The 17,682-nt window shown below is 52.6% G+C and carries 14 protein-coding genes and 1 pseudogene; 4 read left to right on the forward strand and 11 right to left on the reverse strand.

The window, feature by feature from the left end:
• Positions 1 to 4: 4 nt before the first annotated feature.
• From uvrB to TRICHSKD4_RS32105, 5 genes are all read right to left on the reverse strand, one after another.
• Entirely contained in the window at positions 5 to 2,137 is a 2,133-nt protein-coding gene (gene uvrB, locus TRICHSKD4_RS12780; RefSeq protein WP_371256772.1) for an excinuclease ABC subunit UvrB, read from the reverse strand.
• Between the two features lie 87 nt (positions 2,138 to 2,224).
• Entirely contained in the window at positions 2,225 to 2,926 is a 702-nt protein-coding gene (locus tag TRICHSKD4_RS12785) for an HNH endonuclease (protein ID WP_009759441.1), read from the reverse strand.
• 379 nt (positions 2,927 to 3,305) lie between these two features.
• Positions 3,306 to 4,025 carry a diguanylate cyclase domain-containing protein gene (locus TRICHSKD4_RS12790; RefSeq protein ID WP_040616809.1) on the reverse strand — a complete coding sequence of 240 codons (720 nt, stop codon included), beginning with the start codon at positions 4,023 to 4,025 and terminating at the stop codon, positions 3,306 to 3,308.
• Between the two features lie 252 nt (positions 4,026 to 4,277).
• A complete protein-coding gene (locus tag TRICHSKD4_RS12795) occupies positions 4,278 to 4,487 on the reverse strand; it encodes a hypothetical protein (RefSeq protein ID WP_009759444.1) in 210 nt (69 codons plus the stop codon).
• 52 nt (positions 4,488 to 4,539) lie between these two features.
• On the reverse strand, positions 4,540 to 6,330 hold the full coding sequence (locus TRICHSKD4_RS32105) for a methyl-accepting chemotaxis protein (RefSeq protein WP_009759445.1): 1,791 nt from the start codon (positions 6,328 to 6,330) through the stop codon (positions 4,540 to 4,542).
• Positions 6,331 to 6,566: 236 nt separating this feature from the next.
• On the opposite strand from TRICHSKD4_RS32105, the gene TRICHSKD4_RS12805 reads away from it, so the two are divergent.
• On the forward strand, positions 6,567 to 7,367 hold the full coding sequence (locus TRICHSKD4_RS12805) for a choline/ethanolamine kinase family protein (protein WP_256377401.1): 801 nt from the start codon (positions 6,567 to 6,569) through the stop codon (positions 7,365 to 7,367).
• On the opposite strand, the gene TRICHSKD4_RS12810 is transcribed toward TRICHSKD4_RS12805, so the two are convergent.
• From TRICHSKD4_RS12810 to TRICHSKD4_RS12825, 4 genes are all read right to left on the reverse strand, one after another.
• On the reverse strand, positions 7,357 to 8,292 hold the full coding sequence (locus TRICHSKD4_RS12810) for a heparan-alpha-glucosaminide N-acetyltransferase (protein WP_009759447.1): 936 nt from the start codon (positions 8,290 to 8,292) through the stop codon (positions 7,357 to 7,359). The two genes, TRICHSKD4_RS12805 and TRICHSKD4_RS12810, sit on opposite strands and share 11 nt — an antisense overlap.
• 293 nt (positions 8,293 to 8,585) lie before the next feature.
• A complete protein-coding gene (locus TRICHSKD4_RS12815) occupies positions 8,586 to 8,996 on the reverse strand; it encodes a DUF3775 domain-containing protein (RefSeq protein WP_040616860.1) in 411 nt (136 codons plus the stop codon).
• 130 nt (positions 8,997 to 9,126) lie between these two features.
• Positions 9,127 to 9,330 (reverse strand): hypothetical protein, encoded by a 204-nt coding sequence (locus tag TRICHSKD4_RS12820; protein WP_009759449.1) that lies wholly within the window; start codon positions 9,328 to 9,330, stop codon positions 9,127 to 9,129.
• The gene (locus TRICHSKD4_RS12825; protein ID WP_040616810.1) at positions 9,327 to 9,581 is read right to left on the reverse strand and encodes a hypothetical protein; all 255 of its coding nucleotides are present in this window, start codon (positions 9,579 to 9,581) and stop codon (positions 9,327 to 9,329) included. Before TRICHSKD4_RS12825 ends, TRICHSKD4_RS12820 begins: the two co-directional genes overlap by 4 nt.
• A 245-nt stretch (positions 9,582 to 9,826) precedes the next feature.
• Between TRICHSKD4_RS12825 and TRICHSKD4_RS12830 the strand changes: the two genes are divergently transcribed.
• Both TRICHSKD4_RS12830 and TRICHSKD4_RS12835 read left to right on the forward strand, forming a co-directional pair.
• Positions 9,827 to 11,014, forward strand: coding sequence for a PAS domain-containing protein (locus tag TRICHSKD4_RS12830; protein WP_009759451.1), 1,188 nt, complete (start codon positions 9,827 to 9,829; stop codon positions 11,012 to 11,014).
• Between the two features lie 199 nt (positions 11,015 to 11,213).
• Positions 11,214 to 12,563, forward strand: a complete 1,350-nt coding sequence (locus tag TRICHSKD4_RS12835) for an IS5 family transposase (RefSeq protein ID WP_009465529.1) — start codon at positions 11,214 to 11,216, stop codon at positions 12,561 to 12,563.
• A 21-nt stretch (positions 12,564 to 12,584) separates the two neighbouring features.
• Here the strand turns inward: TRICHSKD4_RS12835 and TRICHSKD4_RS12840 are convergent, their stop codons facing one another.
• Positions 12,585 to 14,060: a methyl-accepting chemotaxis protein gene (locus tag TRICHSKD4_RS12840; RefSeq protein ID WP_009759453.1), complete on the reverse strand. Its 1,476-nt coding sequence runs from the start codon at positions 14,058 to 14,060 to the stop codon at positions 12,585 to 12,587.
• Positions 14,061 to 14,583: 523 nt separating this feature from the next.
• Here TRICHSKD4_RS12840 and TRICHSKD4_RS12845 point away from each other — a divergent pair.
• On the forward strand, positions 14,584 to 15,783 hold the full coding sequence (locus TRICHSKD4_RS12845) for a pyridoxal phosphate-dependent aminotransferase (protein ID WP_009759454.1): 1,200 nt from the start codon (positions 14,584 to 14,586) through the stop codon (positions 15,781 to 15,783).
• Between the two features lie 51 nt (positions 15,784 to 15,834).
• Here TRICHSKD4_RS12845 and TRICHSKD4_RS12855 read toward each other — a convergent pair.
• A pseudogene (locus tag TRICHSKD4_RS12855) lies at positions 15,835 to 17,672 on the reverse strand (amidohydrolase).
• Between the last annotated feature and the right edge of the window lie 10 nt (positions 17,673 to 17,682).

The following is a 17,682-nucleotide window of genomic DNA, read 5'->3' on the forward strand; positions in this document are numbered from 1 at the left end:
CCGTTCAGCGTGTCGATGTCAGAGTGCATGTAGCGCACACGCACGCGTTTTCGTGCAGGTATTCAGTCAGGTCTTCCGCCATGCGTTTGGTCAGCGTAGTGACCAGCGTGCGATAGCCCTTGGCTGCGGTTTCGCGCACTTCGCCCAGCAAATCATCAACCTGTGATCCGGCGGGGCGGATATCGACCGGCGGGTCGATCAGACCGGTGGGGCGGATGACCTGTTCGGCAAACACGCCGCCACTTTGCTCCATCTCCCAGCTGCCGGGCGTGGCCGACACGGCGATGGATTGTGGGCGCATGGCGTTCCACTCTTCAAAGCGCAGCGGTCGGTTGTCCATGCAGGAGGGCAGGCGGAAGCCATATTCGGCCAGCGTAGCCTTGCGGCGGAAGTCGCCCCGGTACATCGCTCCGATTTGCGGAATGGTGACATGGCTCTCGTCGGCAAAGACGAGGGCGTTGTCCGGAAGGTACTCAAACAGGGTGGGGGGCGGTTCGCCAGGATTCCGGCCCGTCAGATAGCGCGAATAGTTCTCGATGCCAGCGCAGGAGCCGGTTGCCTCCAGCATTTCCAGATCAAAGATGGTGCGCTGTTCCAGTCGCTGCGCTTCCAACAGGCGGCCATGGGCGTTCAGTTCTTCCAGCCGATGTTTTAGTTCGGCCTTGATTGATTTGGTGGCCTGATTGAGCGTGGGCTTCGGCGTCACATAGTGGGAGTTGGCGTAAATCTTGACCGACTTCAGCTCGCCTGACTTCTTGCCCGTCAGCGGATCGAACTCGGTGATGGATTCGATTTCGTCGCCGAACAGGGACACACGCCAGGCGCGGTCCTCATAGTGAGCCGGGAACAGCTCGATCGTATCGCCGCGCACTCGGAAGGTGCCGCGCTGGAAGGCGGCGTCGTTGCGCTTGTATTGCAGGGCTACCAGATCAGCGATGAGCTGACGTTGGTCGATGCGCTCACCCACCTCGATCGCGAAAGTCATCGCCGTGTAGGTTTCCACCGAGCCTATACCGTAGATACAAGACACAGAGGCGACGATGATCACATCATCGCGCTCCAGCAGCGCACGGGTCGCCGAGTGGCGCATCCGGTCGATCTGCTCGTTGACCGAGGATTCCTTCTCGATATAGGTGTCCGTGCGCGGAACGTAGGCTTCCGGCTGATAATAGTCGTAGTAGGAGACGAAATACTCGACGGCGTTGTCCGGAAAAAACGACTTGAACTCACCATAGAGTTGGGCGGCCAGCGTTTTGTTCGGCGCGAGGATCAAAGCCGGGCGCTGCGTGCGGGAAATCACCTGCGCCATCGTATAAGTTTTGCCCGAGCCAGTTACGCCCAGCAGAACCTGCGTCTGGTCGCCGTTATCGATGCCTTCCACCAGATCTGCGATGGCAGTGGGCTGATCGCCTTTTGGTTCATAGTCACTGGCCAGCTTGATCGGCACGCCGCCTTCAGACTTTTCCGGGCGTTCTGGTCGGTGCGGCACCCACAGTTCGCCGTTTTTGTGCAGCGGATTGCCGCTTTCAATCAGCGCCGACAGGGCTTCAACGGTGGCCGTTGCGCCTTGATTGCCGCCCAAATCGCCAAAGCGGCCATCAGCGGCGGATTTCTTCTTTTTATTGTCTTTCTTGTGCTGTTTCAGCTTTTCTTCCAGCTGTTCCGCCTCTTCCAGCGACATGTCCAGTCCGGCAACCGGGTTCAAGCCACCCGCTGCCCGTTCACGGGCACTATCCGCCTTGCCCATGCTGGTGCCACGGGCAGATTTGGCCGGTTTTTCAATTTTGCCTTTGGCCTTGGCGCCCTTCGGGGAGAGTTTGGCTTTACGGCCTTCTTCAACCTGCGCTGCGACCGCTCCATCGCCGCCAGCTCGCTCGCGCTCTTTGGAAGACGTTCGGGCCGTGCGTTTGGATGAGCCGGGAGCGCCCGGTGCCAGATCTGCCAATTTCGTGGGATCTTTGATTTTTGATCTGGTTTTGGGAGCTGGTTTCTCCGCTTCCTCTGCAATCTCCGCCGCCCAATCAGAAATAGACCCGCCAAGAGGCGTGCCGCTTAAGGGCTTCTGTGGCGCTTCGCCAAACCCGTCTGGCGGAGTTTCACTGTCAGGATTTTTCGGAGTGCGGGACGTCTTGCTCATGCTCAGCAATATGGTCCCCTCTGCTCCTAAAGAAAAGAGGGGCAGAGCGCGCAAATGGTACGTTCCTGACAGGAGATGTCAGGAGGATTACAGCTTGAACTTAGTATCTCGATGATAGGCTAAATAATGCGGGTGCGGGCGGTGCTCAGGATTCGTAGGAACTTTTGCTTTGAGGTTTTTGTTTAGGAGATGAGAAACATCGTAATTCAAGTGCCTCGAAATGAGTATGTCGTAATGGTCCGACAAAGAGAGCAGTCCGCGATCAAACATCCAATGGACGGTGCCTGACAGTGCTATTCCATTTTGAACCGAGTCGTTTCCGCCATCTTCTACAGGCTTTATGTGGCACGCCTCTACTTCCGGGCGGCCTTTACCATTGATAAGTCTCAGACCCGTGAACGCACAAGTTCGATCGTATAGTTTCCGAATTTGCTGTCGGAACTTTTTATCCCGAAATGGGCGATTTAGTATTTGGGCTATTATTGGCCGTTCTCCGGGGGCGTCGAACAGCGGAGCTTGAGCGTTGTCTGAAGCGTACAGCACGGTATCCATGTATTGCGGAGGATCTACCCTATCCGGCCAGTCTTCATCGTCCGACAACCCTGCCTCTATGATTTTAACAAATGTTGCTCTATCAATTACACGAACGGATTGGACACGATACCCTGGATTTATCTCACCTTTTTCGTTGATGAAGCCAGGTTCAAAACCACCATTTTGTGCGCAGCTAACGGGCTGATCAAAGTTCAAATAGTTTTCAATGTCTGCGTAGTAAAAACCATGTCTCACGGAATCTGAGCGGATTCCTTTTAGATATCCAAGGCCGATGTAATAACGGCCTTTTCTTCCAGTTACAGGGCCATCGTAGATTATCCAATCATTAACAGCTTTCTCTAGTCTGCTTAAGTAACTCTTTGGAAAATGGTATCGTATTGCTGGGTCGTCATCATAAATGCTGTCGGGTTTGTGATATAGTATCGCGTTTGGTATGTTTTTTCGTCGATGTGATAAAGGTTTATTCGGAAATACGTTAGTGTGGCCGTTCTTTTGTCTGACCTTCAGTCGCTCATTAGGTTCTTAGGATTAGCATAAATAAATTTATACTCTTACAACATTGATGGCTAGTTGCTGGAGGCCAAAATTTAAGTGAGCTTCTGGCTAGTCTCACCTATCCCACCTTCTTTGTCCGTTCTTGCACTGACGCTTCGGTGGCTGCGGCGTTGAAGGTGTGTGCGGCGAGGGCGCAGTTGCCGCCGTCTTGTCGGGCTTGGGTGAGAGCTTTGGCGGCCTGTTCCATCAGGGTTTCGGCTGACTGACCATCTGACGGCGAACTTGCCCAGCCGATGCTCGTACTGATGCCAACCAGTGCGTCGGTTTGGGTGGTTTTCGACAGGGTCTTGCGCAATAGTTCGGCGCAGAGCGGTGTTATTGAACTGCTCGATCCGCCGTCTCGAAGCAGGACCGCAAACTCATATAGGCCGGTGTGCCCGACGACTGTGCCGCGTGGTAGGGTTTCGATCAATTTGTCGGCGACAAAGGCGATCTGTTCGGTGGGCGGATTTGGGGCAATCGGCTCATAAAGGTGGTGCGTGAAATCAATTCCCATGACCATCAGGGTGCAGGGCGAGCGGTCAGCATTTTGAACCAGCGGGGCGATCAGGTCGATAAACTCCGCGCGCGATGTGGGTTGAGCCAGCGTTTCGCGGAGACCAACCACCACATCCAGATTGTCAGGATCAGTCAGCGCCTTGTTCATTTGGGGGGCGCCGCCGCCATGGAGGAAGCCGGAGGCGTAGGATGACGCAAAGGCCGCGGTTGAGCGTTGTGGACGCATTTCCTTGCGATCTGTATTCGATTTCAACGCTGTTGGTCCAACTGGCTTCGTCATGGTCTGTCGCCCTTGTCACTTTGAGTATCGGCCAAATCCGATCTGTAGTGTTTGATTGAATAATGCACGTTTAAATTGAATTTTGAGTTAGGTTTGACGTAAATTCCGGCCTTCTTTTGAGTTAAGTTACCGTTGCGTAAATCAATTGGTTTGAATGGTCTGAATGTCCTCGCTAATGGCAAAAAGAGGCCCCGATGAGTGTCATCGAGGCCAGGGCAGAGTGGACAGTGGAGTTTGGAGGAGAACGCGGTGTCAGGCAGCGCGAACGCTGGAGACAAACTGGGTCACTTGTTCGCGGAGTTCCGTTGCCTTCTGATTGAGGCCATCCGCCGCCTGATTGAGCTCGCCGCTTGAGATGCCGGTTTGTTCGACGGCTTCACTGATGTCGCTCAGCCCTTGCGCGATTTCGCTGCCGATGTTAGAAGAGGTGCCGCTGCTGTCAGCGATCGACTGGGTTGCCATCTGCTGCTGGGCGCGGCTTCGGCGGTTTGGATGTGCTGTGCGAATTCCATGATCATGGAGGAAATCTGCTGAACAGCATCCACGGAGGATTTGAAGCAGTCTGGATTTCCTCAATTTGGGTCTTGATCTCATCCGTCGCCTTGGAGGTTTGCTCAGCCAGTTGTTTCACCTCTGCAGCGACCACTGCGAACCCTTTGCCAGATTCACCTGCACGGGCGGTTTCAATCGTTGCGTTGAGGGCGAGCAGGTTTGTCTGTTCGGCAATATCCTGAATGAGATTGGTGACATCTGCAACTTTGGAGACCATGTCCCCAAGTTCTTCCACAGAGCTGGATGTGTTTTCCGCTTCCTTGGAGGTTTTCTCCGTCATTGAGGAGGTCATCTCGATCTGGGCGGCCATTTCGCGTGCGCCGGTGGAGAGCTGCTCAACGGCAGTGGTTACTGTGTGAGACTGGCCATTGGAATTTTTAAATGAAGCTGTGATCTTTTTCATTTCTGTGTCGGTCAACTCGGCGACCTGATGCATGCCGTCGGCGTTCGTTGCCATGTTGCTGGCAGCTGCGAACACGTTGTCGACTATGGCTCCGACCGTTTGTTCGAAGTCTCCGGCGAGGCGGTCCAATTCCTCCTTACGGCGTTGTGCTTGTCGCTTCTCTTCTTCGCGTTGGTGCTCTTCAAGTTCGTGTGCGCGGTTCAGGCCTTTCTTGAAGACGTCCAAAGCCGTGGCCATCTTGCCAATTTCGTCATTGCGGCCCGCGTAGGGGGTGTTTGACGAGAGGTCCCCATTGGACACATTCAACATAGCCTTGGCCAAAGAGTTGACCGGGTTGAGCACGCGAGAGAACAGGACATAGCCCACACAGGCACAACAGGCGACAATTGAAACGAGAACCATTCCGAACACTGCAGACATTAAAGTCCGCATGCCCAAAAGGGTTGATAGCAAACTGTCTCTGGCAGTGTTTTTCTCTGTAACAATTTGGCTTTTGAGGGTTGCAAGAGCCTCATAGGATGGTGTGTCGTCCACCCGAACTTGTTGGTCGATTTCCCTGACAGTTGCCCCGGTACTTGCCAAGTGATCAATCTTGTCAAAGCTGGCTTCATAAGCTGTGATCATTTGCTCAAGGCTCTTGATCGCTTGCGCTTCCTCTTTGGTGGAGATCAAAGGCTTGTATTTGTTGATGTGAGCGCGGCCTTCCTCCACGCTTTCAGCAAAGCCGACCTTGTTGAACTCGCTCCGCAAAATCAGGTAGTCTTTGAAATGCTGGATCATTCCGCCATAGCCGAGCGCATCTTGAAGTGCGATTATGCTAACTGCCTTGATCGAAGTGTTTTTGACGAGGTAGCGGTTTTGAGTTTCTTGCGCTAAAATTTTGATCGCCTCAATTGCGGTATCATCGTCCACATAAAAGAAACGGGACACCACTTGAGGTGACGCTCCTGTGGCAAGCATTTTGATGTTTTGAGTCAGTGCAGCATCATATTCATCGAGCATCAAGTGAATATCGGAAAGTGCCTTCAGCTCCGCTTCACTTGGGCTTACTTGCGCATAGACCTCCAGCGCCATACGGGAGGCGCCGATGGCATTGCGAACCTTGCTGACCAATCTGGCATCGCGGCGCAGAACGTAATTCTTGTAGTTGTGTATCATCCCTCCGTATCCGAGCTCTGTGGTTAGAAAACCAAGAGCTTGAGCACGTGGGCTGCTTTTGTCGGCAAAGACACGCCATTGCGTATCCACTTCCGCTCGTTTGTAAACGCCAACGACGAGAAGTCCCATGATAAGCAGGCCAAACAGAACCATGGTGCTGATCAGGCCGATGCCAATGGTGCGTAGTGACATGCGAAGCAACCCTGAAGAAGAGAAATATCTGATGGCCTATAAGTATTCTAAACGTATTAATGCAGATTTAAGCAATAAATATATAAATTGTTACATGAATATATTGTATTGATAAAATACTTCATCTAGGTTATTCTGATTTTATCTTGCTGTGAGGGTCCGTGTTAGAAGAATGGTCTGAAATTCCGGCGAGTGTGGCTCAAGCATTCGCAAGCCGTTTTGAACTTAGTCAGTGGGTGGGAGAGGTTGAGCACTGCAACAGGTTGAACAGTTTAAGCAATTCTGTTTTTGAGCTTGTCAGCAGCAAGGGGAAATATGTTTTGCGTTTGCCGAGTTCCTATGCCCAAACGCTGGTCGACCGACATGCTGAATTGACCAATCTAACCGCTGCCGCGTCTGACGGCTTAACGGTTCAGCCGCTTTACTTTGAGCCTGAAACCGGCGTCATGCTGTCTCCGTTTGTCGAGGTCTCTGGCCAAACACCTGAGCCGAAGCAGCTGGGAGCCGTTCTGGCCCGACTTCACTCTCTTCAGAGTGGATTTGAGATTAATCGGGATTTGGCAGGCTGGGTTTATCGACTTCTGGAAGCCGAAAAACTCTCGCGGTTGCAGCGAAACCGGGTTGCAGCAACGTTCGAGAGTTTAAAAGGTGCAGAGCATTGGCGGGAAAGCCGGATTGTTCCGTGCCATTGGGATGTGACCGCAGACAATTGTCTCGTAACTGAAAATGGTGTGTTGCTAATCGACTGGGAGTATTCTGCCAAAGGTCCGCGGGCCTGGGACTTGGCATATGCGAGTTTGGAGTTGGGGTACTCGGCAGAGCAGGAAGCTGAGTTTATTGCGGCGTATGCTGTAGGGTCCGAGAAGCAATCAAATATTTCTGACGAGGTGGCGGAGATGAAAGTGTCGTGTGATCTCGTGTCGGCCCTTTGGGCGTTTGGGCAACAAACAGATCCAGCTCTCAATCAAGATCTGAAAGAGTTTGGACAGACCCGGCTTGAGCGGGCAGAGCGGCATTTGGATGCTCTCAATCTGTGACCAACTTGGTCGCACATTGAGCATATCGGTCATTCATCTTTTGGCGCAGTTCGCTGTTGTCTGGAGCGGCGACCAAAGGGTCCCAAAGTTGATCGTCAATGAGTGCGTCCACGGTGCAGCGGCATATATTTGTGCAAGGTTGGTTTGCTCCTTCGGTAACAGAGCAAACTGCAGCACAGCTTTCGACAAAACGGGACTTTGCAGGATCTGGCAGCAATCCCACATTGGCAGGTATCCAGAGAAGTCCGAACAAGAGCGGTTGGTGAAGGATGTAAATCGCCAGGGAGTGGCGCCCGAGCCATTGAAGGTATGGTCTGGTCCGGACGTTTTGGAGGCGGTTCTGAATTTTCGGATAGAGCGGGCTTTGAACGAACGCCAACCCTGCAAGCACAAAGCCTGCCCACGGGGCGAGCGGCACATAGTCCACGCTGCCAAAGTCAGGTCGCCCAAGTCCGGTCCAGAGCCAGAGCTGCCCATCAAAATACGGAAAGCTTCCCCAAGTCGGCAATGTTCCAATGCCAACGGCGGCAAGAAGCGTTAGACGCCAGTCTGCCCCCAGAAATGGCAATGCCAACAGGCCGGATAAAAACAGGCAATGTAGAATTCCAAATCGAACAAACGTGCTGGAGAATACGAAATAGGTCGCGGTGCTGACCCCAACCGCTGCGATCAGGAGCAATATTTTGGAGCGCAATAGCGGGCGCCACCGGATCGTGTCGCCATGTGCCAGCGAAAGCGTTACGCCTGAAAGAAACAGAAATGATCCGGCAATTGCCGCTGCAAAGGCGCGCCAGCCCCTGCCGTTTGCCACAGGCCAGTCGACCAGATGAAACCAGGTCAAGTCCCAAGAGAAATGATAGACCGCCATGGCAACAACAGCGAGGCCGCGCAATTGATCAAGTGCGCCGAGCCTTGCGTTTGCCATCGTGTATCCAGAAGTTTCTTGAAATTTCGGGCGTTTAACCCGCAAAAGCCATGATAAACACTGATAATAAACCGGCAGCGATTAATGCGCCGAAAACCAAAGGCCAAGGGGACGGACGTGCTGCCGTCAAGCTGTCGTGATTTGAGTCATTGTGTACCATACTTCGAAAGCCCCCGTACTAATGACAGTGCGGTGAGCCTGTCTGAAAAATCGGGGCAGGAAAAGCAGGTAAATGGAATATTAACAGGCTTTTCCAGAGGAAGTTTTGTTACAAAATAAAAACCTATAGTTGTTCACAGGTCCAGTGCACCCAAACCTGCTTCAAGGTAGTCCGCCAACAAGGCCATTCCGAGAAGATAGGTTGATGTCGCGCCAACGGCTCGTTCTTTTGCTTGATCAACCGTTTGGCTGAAGTCTGACGCTTCGGTATCACCACGCCCGGTCCAGGCGATTGCTACCAACTCCGCAGCTTCATCGACATTGAGATCGTTAATCAGCTCCCGGAGTTCTTCCTTGGAGAGGTTTTCGCTTTCCTCTTCCGCCAAGCCATCGTGATGATGCGTGTCGCTCAGAGTATCAGCGTCAAACTCTATCTCGTGGTCACTGCCGTCCTGAAAGGTGTCATCAAGTGTTTCAGTTGCTGCACGAGCTTTTTGTATCAAAAGACGGACTGTTTCGGCAGATAGAGTGAGATCGACGGCCATGAATGCCTCCATGATTACGCTGGCATGATTGTCCCAAAAGCAGGGCATGCACTCAAAACTGGTTGGTTCGCCGGACGCTATCACGGTCAATGTGCTGAAATCATGAGGTGAATTACGGATAGAGACGGTTTTATGAGGCGCCTTTTGGGTCCTCGCTGGCAATTTCAGGTGCCAAAGAGGGCTGGACCGCATTTGCAGGTGCCAGAACCGCCGCAATCATGATGGTCGCTGCCAATCCAAGGCCGAGGCAAATGGATATGATGAGTGCGCGAGCGCTTTCTGTTTTCTGTGGCTTGGTCCTGGCAAGACCTTCGGATGAAGGGACCTTGGTCATGCTGCACCTCTCAGTGGCTGAGCAAAGGGCTTGGCGAGCGTACGCAAGTCCTCAGTCAATTGTTGAGCAAGGCCGAGTGTATAAATCAGCATCATCAGGAAGCCGCTGCATAAGCCCGCGAGCAGAATGCGTTGAGACACCGGCAGGTCAAAAGCTGCTGTCAGCGTTGCAATTAACAGGGCGGCGCTCACGAGACGCAGCAAAGTTCCGGTCCGAAATCCAGTGCGGGGTCGCTTTGAGGTGTTTTTCATTTCTATGCTCCGTCACTTGTCTGAATGTGAAAGTGACGAGAAATTCGGTCGATCTACTGACGGGAAATAGGCTGTTTACGTGTCATTTGGTGGCAAGAATGGGGCATCCATTTCGCCCAATCTATGTAAAACTCAAGAGTAATCTGGCTTTTTTAACAAAGTGAATTCTGACCTTTGTAATATATCAAGTTACCGTCAAAAGTTTGAGGGCTTCATAATATGTTTCCTTTTTGGAGACAGTCTACTTGGGTGCATATTTCTCCATCATCTTGACCGAGCCACAGATGAAATCCAACGCCGCTAAACTTCGGACCCGGCCAAAACTAAAAATGAAAAAGCCTGCACAATCAGTAGGCGCAGACAAAGCTATTGAAGAGAATGCGGTTGAAAGTAAGTGGCCGGCACTTTCTCTTTCGGGGCTGCAGTTCTTTGTTTTCGACAATGCAAAAAAGCATCTTCTCTGGTTTGAGAGCGGAAGCCAAAGCTTCAATAGCAAGGTCACCGGATTGCAGCAGGCACCGTTGGTCGACGCCTTGCGTCTCCTTATTGCAGAAGATCGCAAAGCGATTTTGCGGGTGGTCCAATCTGCGTTTCACGATGGCAAGGCTGGTCCTGTAGAAGTCGGTGGAGGCCCTGATCACCGCCTACCTGGTGTGTCGTTGATCGCCTACCGATACATCACTGAAGACGGGCATCAATTCGCTGTCGGCTTCCCGTCTCTTGAAGATGGCGATGAAGACGGAGGGAAGATCGTCCTGGGGCTGGCGCCGATCCTCCAGCACTTTGTTCGAAATTCCAGTCGCATGGTGCTTTTGGTCGACAATTTTGGATATGTACGGTTCGCTAGCGACGGCTTTTTGTCTGGCTTTCAGATTTCTGATCCCAAAATGATTATTGGGCGGAATATAGCTCACATCCTGCCTCGGGTTGGCCGGACCATAGTGTCTTTGAGCCTTGCCGCCTTGACACGGCGTGCCAATGCATCGGGAAAGGGCAAGTTCCTCCTGGCGAATGGCGATAGTCTGGAGCTTGCATTTGACGCGATGTATTTCCGCCTAGGTGGCAGTGTTGGCGGCGTTTTGTTTTCTGCAGGCCGTGTTGCCGGAGAGGTCGACTACACGGGTGTCTTCAACCATTGCAGTGCCCCGATGATGGTTGTTGACGGTAAAACCCGAATGATCCTGTCCGCCAATCGTGCAGCAATGAAGGCGTATCACTTGACTGCGGAGACCATTGACTCTCAAACGATTACGGAACGATTGCTTCATGCTCGCAGTTTCGCAGCGCTTCTGGATGCTGCTCGCAAGAAGAATGAAGTTCCGCAGTCAGTGGTCGTGAACGGCTATGATGGAAAATCAAAGAAAAAGCGATTGAAAGCTGTTTTGCTCGACGACAGTGACCAACCGAAGCTGTTGATCGAAGCTCGATCTTGAGCTGACCCCATTCAAATTTTAAACGCAAACACCCTGCCGGGGGTGCCTTCCCGACAGGGTGCGATTACTGCGCGGCTGCTGACTTAGTTCGCGCTGAAAAACCCCTTAACTGATTGAAGAGTATGGATACCCATTGGGTTTTGGATGTGTGAATATGCCGGTTAGTTGATCCGAAGCACGCATTTTCTGGCATATTCTCATGAGACCTTCAAAACGCAACAAACGGTGTGGCGATCTGTTCAAGGAACGCCTGGCCGCAATCATCGATATGAACCATTCGTTGGTGCGGCTGTCTGGTCTGATGCCTTGGGATGAATTTGATGCGGAGTTCGGCAGGCATTATCGCCCCTTGGGACGACCGGCCAAACCAACGCGTCTGATGGCCGGGCTGCACTTTCTCAAGCACATGTACGATCTTTCCGATGAAGAGACGGTTGAGCGTTGGGTTGAAAACCCCTACTGGCAGTCTTTCTGCGGTTTTGAGTTTTTCCAGCACCAATTCCCCATTGATCCCTCAACCATGACCCGCTGGCGCAAACGGATTGGTCCTGAGGGAATGGAAAAGCTTCTTTCTGCTACGGTAGGTGTTGCGATTGAGAGCGGGACGATCAAGAAGAGCAGCCTTGAGCGGGTCTTGGTTGATACGACCGTTCAACCCAAAGCCATTGCCCATCCCACCGATAGCCGTCTTTATCACAAGGCCTTGCAGCTTCTGGTGCGCCAGGCCAAGAGGGCCGGCATCATCTTGCGTCGCAGCCATACCAGAGTTGCCAAAAAGGCGGCCTTGATGGCGGGCCGTTATGCCCATGCCAAACAGTTCAAGCGGATGCGCCGGGAACTCAAAAAGCTGAAGACCTATCTGGGCCGGGTCTATCGCGACATCTCCCGCAAGATCGCAGGCAACGAAGGTCTTGAGCACCGGTTCTCCCGTCTGCTGGGACTGGTGGAGCGGCTTCTGGCCCAGACCCCCAAGGACAAAAACAAGATTTATTCCATGCATGCGCCGGAAGTGGCCTGTATTGCCAAGGGCAAGGCGCGAACACCTTACGAGTTCGGGGCCAAGGTTGGCATTGCCACGACCAATCGGGAAGGATTGGTTCTTGCGGCGAGGGCTTTTGAGGGCAATCCCTATGATGGGCACACCTTGAATGACACCATCAGTCAGGCTGAGAAAGTCTGCGGCACCAAAGCTGAGCGTGTCTATGTGGACCGTGGCTATCGGGGGCATGATTATGAGGGCGACGCCAAGGTCATGATCTCCGGCCAGAAGCGCGGGCTGACGGCACAGATGAAGCGTGAGCTGAAACGACGATCAGCGATCGAGGCCACCATCGGCCACATGAAAACAGATGGACGACTTGACCGGAACTTCCTCAATGGCAAAAATGGCGATGCCATCAACGCCCTGCTGGCCGCAGCCGGTCATAACCTGCGTCTGATCCTCAATGCACTGATCATTTTGCTGCTCTGGATCACAAACCCCATCCCCAAACCGGTCAAATCGAATATTTGCGTATTGCTTCGGCCACGCGCAACATCAATGGCTTAGACGTTGTTCAGGGCGGACGACTTAAAGATTGCGCAGGAATTCCTGAATTGCAGTGTTTTTGGTCTTGATGTCCTCCACGTCGTGAACAAGACCTTCAACCTGTTTTGCAGTTTCAGTCGTGTTGTCACTGGCCTGCGAAACGCCGACAATGGCGCGGGCGACTTCTTCGGCCGCGGCTTGCTGTTCCGTCATGGTGGCTGCAACTGCCGAGGACTGTTCATCCAACGAAGTAATTACGCCCATGATGGATTGGATTGCGTTTTGAGCTTCACTCGTTTCTTCTTGCATCGCCTCGATTTGCTCGCGAATTTGATCGGTGCCGCGTGCGGTTTGCTCTGACAGCCCTTTCACCTCCGCCGCCACAACCGCGAAGCCTTTTCCTGCGTCACCGGCTCTGGCCGCCTCGATCGTTGCGTTCAGCGCTAGTAGTTTTGTTTGGTCGGCAATAGCTTGAATGGTTCCCATGACCGAACCAATCTGCTCAGATGCTGCTTTCAGGGTGCCAATTTGATCAGAGGCAGCCTGAGCGCGTGTTAGTGCATCGCGAGACATGTCCGCTGCTTGTTGCATGCGCTTAGAGATCTCAGAAATTGAAGCTGTCATCTCTTCAGCCGCAGAGGTTACAGATGTCGCCTGAGACCGAGCGCTTTCAGCGGAAGTCAGCATAATCTCGGAATTTCTTGAGAGATTATCGCCGATTTGGTTCATGTCGTAAATGACTTCGGTGACCTTCTCGGTCACGTTCACTTGGTCGGTGACAATTGCCCATGAGAGCATTGGCCCCAGATAGCTTCCGTCATGGTCCATAATGGCGTTTACCGTAAGGCGCAAAGTCTCCGGGCCAACAGAAATATTGGCCTTCCAAGGCAGGCGGGATGGGTCTGCAAGAATCTGGCGTTGGTGAGCCGGGTTCTTGTGGAACACGTCGATGCATTGACCTAGTAGTTTTTCAGGATCGACAGGGAGGTGCGGGCCGAGAGGCTTGAGGGTGTCGATGCTGGTCTGGTTGACGTAGTTGATCTCGAATGTTTCCGGATCGCAAGTCATCACGTTGATCGGCAGCTTGTCGATCATTTGCAAAAGGCGCTTCGTATCGCGGTCGGCCTTCACCTTTTCAGTGGCAACCGCCCATTGAAGACCAACTTTTGTATATCGTCCTTTTTGATCATGGATCGGGAAGACGTGAAGGTCCAAATACTCGCCGCCCAGTTCGATCATGGTTCTGTAGGGCAGATTGCTCTCGTTTCTCAGCAGTTCTCGCTGTTTGCTGGGAACCTTGTGAAACACATCGATGGATGTCCCGATGATATCGGCAATCTTGACGGGCAGTAGGTGTTCAAGTTTGCCGAGCATGGTCCGCGATTCACGATTGACATAGTCAATCCTGAATTCCTCCAAGTCGCAGGTCATGATTGCTGTTGGAAGCACTTCCAGCAGCCTCTCGGACTGGCTATCCACCCCCTTCAAGAGGTTACCACTCGAAAACATCCGGCTCATGTAAAAACCTTCCCGTCACTCATAAGGTCGTACATTAAAGGGTCCCAAGGTAACCAGCACGTGATGCATGCATTAAGCGTGTTCAGGTCATGTATGGGCAATTTCGTACGTAGAGTTACTTCTTCGAATTAAAAAAAAGTGAAGTAAGAGCTCTGTTTCTTTCTGGAATCTGCAGCATAATTACGCTGTATTAGTTATTTTCCTATGGGCTAAAAATAATTTAGATGGTTTTTGCAGCTTGGTATGAGCAGGTGTCCAATAACTGTTCGATCGTTCTATGCCGCTGAAAAAAATGGAAAACTTTGCGTAAATGACCTATGACAGGTTGGCGGACTAAATATTTGAAGACCCTGCACTTTAGAGGAAGGATTTTCTGTACTTTGGTCACGCTCGCGTGGTTTTTGGGGGCATTAGCACAGAGCGCTGGCCAAATTTGGCTTTCACGCTTTCATCCTCTTGTCATTATTTGCGGTTGGTTCTACGGTCCGCGCGCTGTTTTATCCCGTTTCCCATGGAGGACACTATGGGCTTTCTCGCCGACGCATTGGACCGTGTAAAACCATCTGCGACGATTGCTGTTACTAATAAGGCCCGCGAGCTGAAGGCGGCCGGCCGTGACGTGATTGGCCTCGGAGCTGGTGAGCCGGACTTTGATACCCCTGAAAACATCAAGCAGGCGGCGATTGCGGCTATCAATGGTGGCAAGACAAAATACACCGCCGTTGACGGAATTCCTGAGCTGAAGCAGGCGATTGTCGAAAAGTTCAAGCGGGAAAACGGGCTTAGCTACGAAACGAACCAGATCACGGTTGGGACCGGTGGCAAGCAAATTCTCTATAATGCTCTTGTTGCAACACTGAACCCGGGCGATGAAGTCATCATCCCGACCCCCTACTGGGTGAGCTATCCGGATATGGTTCTGCTTGCCGGCGGAGAGCCGGTTGTTGTGGAAGCGGACAAATCGACCTTCAAGATCACGCCAGAAAGCTTGGATGCTGCGATCACATCCCGGACCAAGTGGATCATCTTTAACTCTCCGTCCAACCCGTCCGGTGCGGCTTACACGGAAAGTGAGTTGAAGGCTCTGACCGATGTCTTGAAGAAACACGAACATGTCTGGGTAATGACCGACGACATGTATGAGCATCTTGTCTATGACGATTTCAATTTCACGACGCCTGCTCAGGTGGAGCCTGCTCTTTATGACCGGACATTGACCGTTAACGGCGTCTCAAAAGCATACGCCATGACAGGCTGGCGGATTGGTTATGCCGGCGGTCCCGCTCACTTGATCAAGGCCATGGCTAAGGTCCAGTCACAGTCTACATCCAACCCTTGTTCCATTGCCCAGTGGGCAGCTGTTGAAGCACTGAGCGGAACTCAGGATTTCATTCCTGCCAACAATGAAGTGTTCAAGGCGCGTCGCGATCTAGTTGTGTCGATGTTGAACCAGGCGAATGGAATTTCCTGCCCGGTTCCTGAAGGGGCGTTTTACGTCTTCCCATCTTGCGCCGGCACCATCGGCAAGACAGCGCCATCTGGCAACGTGATCAAGAATGATGCGGATTTCGTCACCGAACTTCTGGAAACGGAAGGTGTTGCGGTCGTGCAAGGGTCGGCCTTTGGCCTTGGACCGAACTTCCGCATTTCCTACGCCACTTCAACAGAGGCGCTGGAAGAAGCTTGTACTCGTATCCAGCGGTTCTGCGGCAATCTGAAATAACGTGTTCGCAAGCGGGATTTGAAGAGGGCGGCCTATTGGTCGCCCTTTTTCTTATGCTGAATACCGTTGCTTACCATTCATCCATGTTTCCAGAACACGAATATCCTTGATGGTGTCCGGGTCGACTTTTCGGGGGTCTTTGTTGAGGATCACAAAGTCAGCGAGTTTTCCGGTTTCCAAACTCCCGACTTCATGCTCTGAGTTCAGCTGCCAGGCCGCTTCAATCGTCAGGGCGCGGATGGCGCTTTCGACGGATATGCGTTCCTGCGGTGCGAGAACAAAGTCAGGGTCTTTCCATGTCTTCCGGGTGACAGCCATTTCGATCATGTGCAATGGATCAGGGTCGGTGACGGTAAAGTCCGAGTGCAGTGTGTAACCAATTCCCTGATCTTCGCCCGGTCCAGCAGCTCCACCTTTTCCTCCCCAAACACTTCATCGCGCATCGCAACGCCCCAGAAGTGGACATGGCCGATCAGAAAGCTGGCCGAGATGCCAAGGTCTTTCATGCGGACGATCTGTTCGTCATGAAGAATCGAGCAATGCTCAATGCGCGGGCGAACTTTGGCAACGTCGGTGCCCGCGTCCTTAACAGCCTGTACAGCATCGAGAACGTTATCAATTCCGGCATCTCCGTTGCCGTGGATCGCGAGCTGCCAGCCTTGACCCGCACGTTTTACTGCGAGACGCTTTAGTTCTTCAGGAGACGTGTAGGCCAAACCATAATTGTCTGTTCCCAGATACGGTTCTCTTTGCAGGCCTGTGAAGCCCTGGTTCGATCCGTCCGCGACAAGTTTGTAGCCCGCGATGCGGACGATATCATCGCCTTGGCCGGGATGAATTGGCGAGGCATCCCACGCTTCATCATAGGGATAAAATGGATAGGCCCGAATGCGAGATGCGAGGTCTCCCGTTCGACCTGCTGCAAACAGAAGTTCAGCATCATTGTATCCACTGGAGAGTGCGCCCAAAGCCAGCTCTGAAATCGTTGTCAGTCCGAGTTTGCTCCAGGTTTGAGTGAGCTCGACCAATGCCGCCACCGGATTTACGTTTTGCATGGCCGGATTGGCTTGAAAGACCGGTTGGAATGCAACCTGGTTTTTCATAACGCCATTGAGCTTTCCATCCTCCCCGCGAACAAATTCGGCCCCTGGTGGGTTGATGACATCCTCGGTGATCCCGGCAACTTCAAACGCCTTTGAATTGGCATAGGCCAGATGACCTGAGGCATTCATCACAAATACAGGATTGTCTTTGGAGACAGCGTCGAGTTCGACAAAAGTGAGAGCATTCGGGCCGGTTTGAACTGATGGGTCAAAGTTCCGCGCTGCAATCCATTCGCCGGGCTTTACTTGAGTGGCCCGTTGTTTCAGGTGTGCCAAGACTTCTTCTGCAGTCCCAAAACGCGCCATGCCGACATAGTCCATCAAGCCAGCCACAATGCTTCCACTGACAACATGGATGTGTGCGTCGATAAAGCCGGGAAGGAGGACTTTTCCCTTCAAATCGATGATTTCCGCATCGCTTCCCGCTAATTGAAGAACCTCGATTTCCTCGCCAACTGCAAGAATTTTGTTTTCCCGTATGGCAACCGCCTCAGCTTCGGAGAAGGTCTCATCGACTGTCAGAATCGTACCGTTTCGATAGACCCGCGTTTTTGTAGCTTGCGCATTTGCTTTGGTGGCGCTGAAGGACAATGCCCCAATTGTTCCAACAACTGCCAGCGAGCCTTTTACAAAACCCCGGCGGTCGACCACCGCTTCGCAGCTAAAACCGGCCGGGGCCTGCTGTTCCGCCGATATTTTGGTGAGTTTTTTCGACAGTGCGGGGCTGTAAAGAAGCTGGCCGAGCGCGCCGCTGCAACACAGGCAAGTAAACGGGTCTGAATTCATGGCAAAAGTC

It is taken from the genome of Roseibium sp. TrichSKD4, assembly GCF_000148725.1.
GTDB lineage: Bacteria > Pseudomonadota > Alphaproteobacteria > Rhizobiales > Stappiaceae > Roseibium.

Coding starts and splice junctions, on each gene's coding strand:
- uvrB (WP_371256772.1), bottom strand. CDS start 2,137: ATGAGCAAGACGTCCCGCACTCCGAAAAATCCTGACAGTGAAACTCCG.
- TRICHSKD4_RS12790 (WP_040616809.1), bottom strand. CDS start 4,025: ATGACGAAGCCAGTTGGACCAACAGCGTTGAAATCGAATACAGATCGC.
- TRICHSKD4_RS12795 (WP_009759444.1), bottom strand. CDS start 4,487: ATGGCAACCCAGTCGATCGCTGACAGCAGCGGCACCTCTTCTAACATC.
- TRICHSKD4_RS32105 (WP_009759445.1), bottom strand. CDS start 6,330: ATGTCACTACGCACCATTGGCATCGGCCTGATCAGCACCATGGTTCTG.
- TRICHSKD4_RS12810 (WP_009759447.1), bottom strand. CDS start 8,292: ATGGCAAACGCAAGGCTCGGCGCACTTGATCAATTGCGCGGCCTCGCT.
- TRICHSKD4_RS12815 (WP_040616860.1), bottom strand. CDS start 8,996: ATGGCCGTCGATCTCACTCTATCTGCCGAAACAGTCCGTCTTTTGATA.
- TRICHSKD4_RS12820 (WP_009759449.1), bottom strand. CDS start 9,330: ATGACCAAGGTCCCTTCATCCGAAGGTCTTGCCAGGACCAAGCCACAG.
- TRICHSKD4_RS12825 (WP_040616810.1), bottom strand. CDS start 9,581: ATGAAAAACACCTCAAAGCGACCCCGCACTGGATTTCGGACCGGAACT.
- TRICHSKD4_RS12835 (WP_009465529.1), top strand. CDS start 11,214: ATGAGACCTTCAAAACGCAACAAACGGTGTGGCGATCTGTTCAAGGAA.
- TRICHSKD4_RS12840 (WP_009759453.1), bottom strand. CDS start 14,060: ATGAGCCGGATGTTTTCGAGTGGTAACCTCTTGAAGGGGGTGGATAGC.
- TRICHSKD4_RS12845 (WP_009759454.1), top strand. CDS start 14,584: ATGGGCTTTCTCGCCGACGCATTGGACCGTGTAAAACCATCTGCGACG.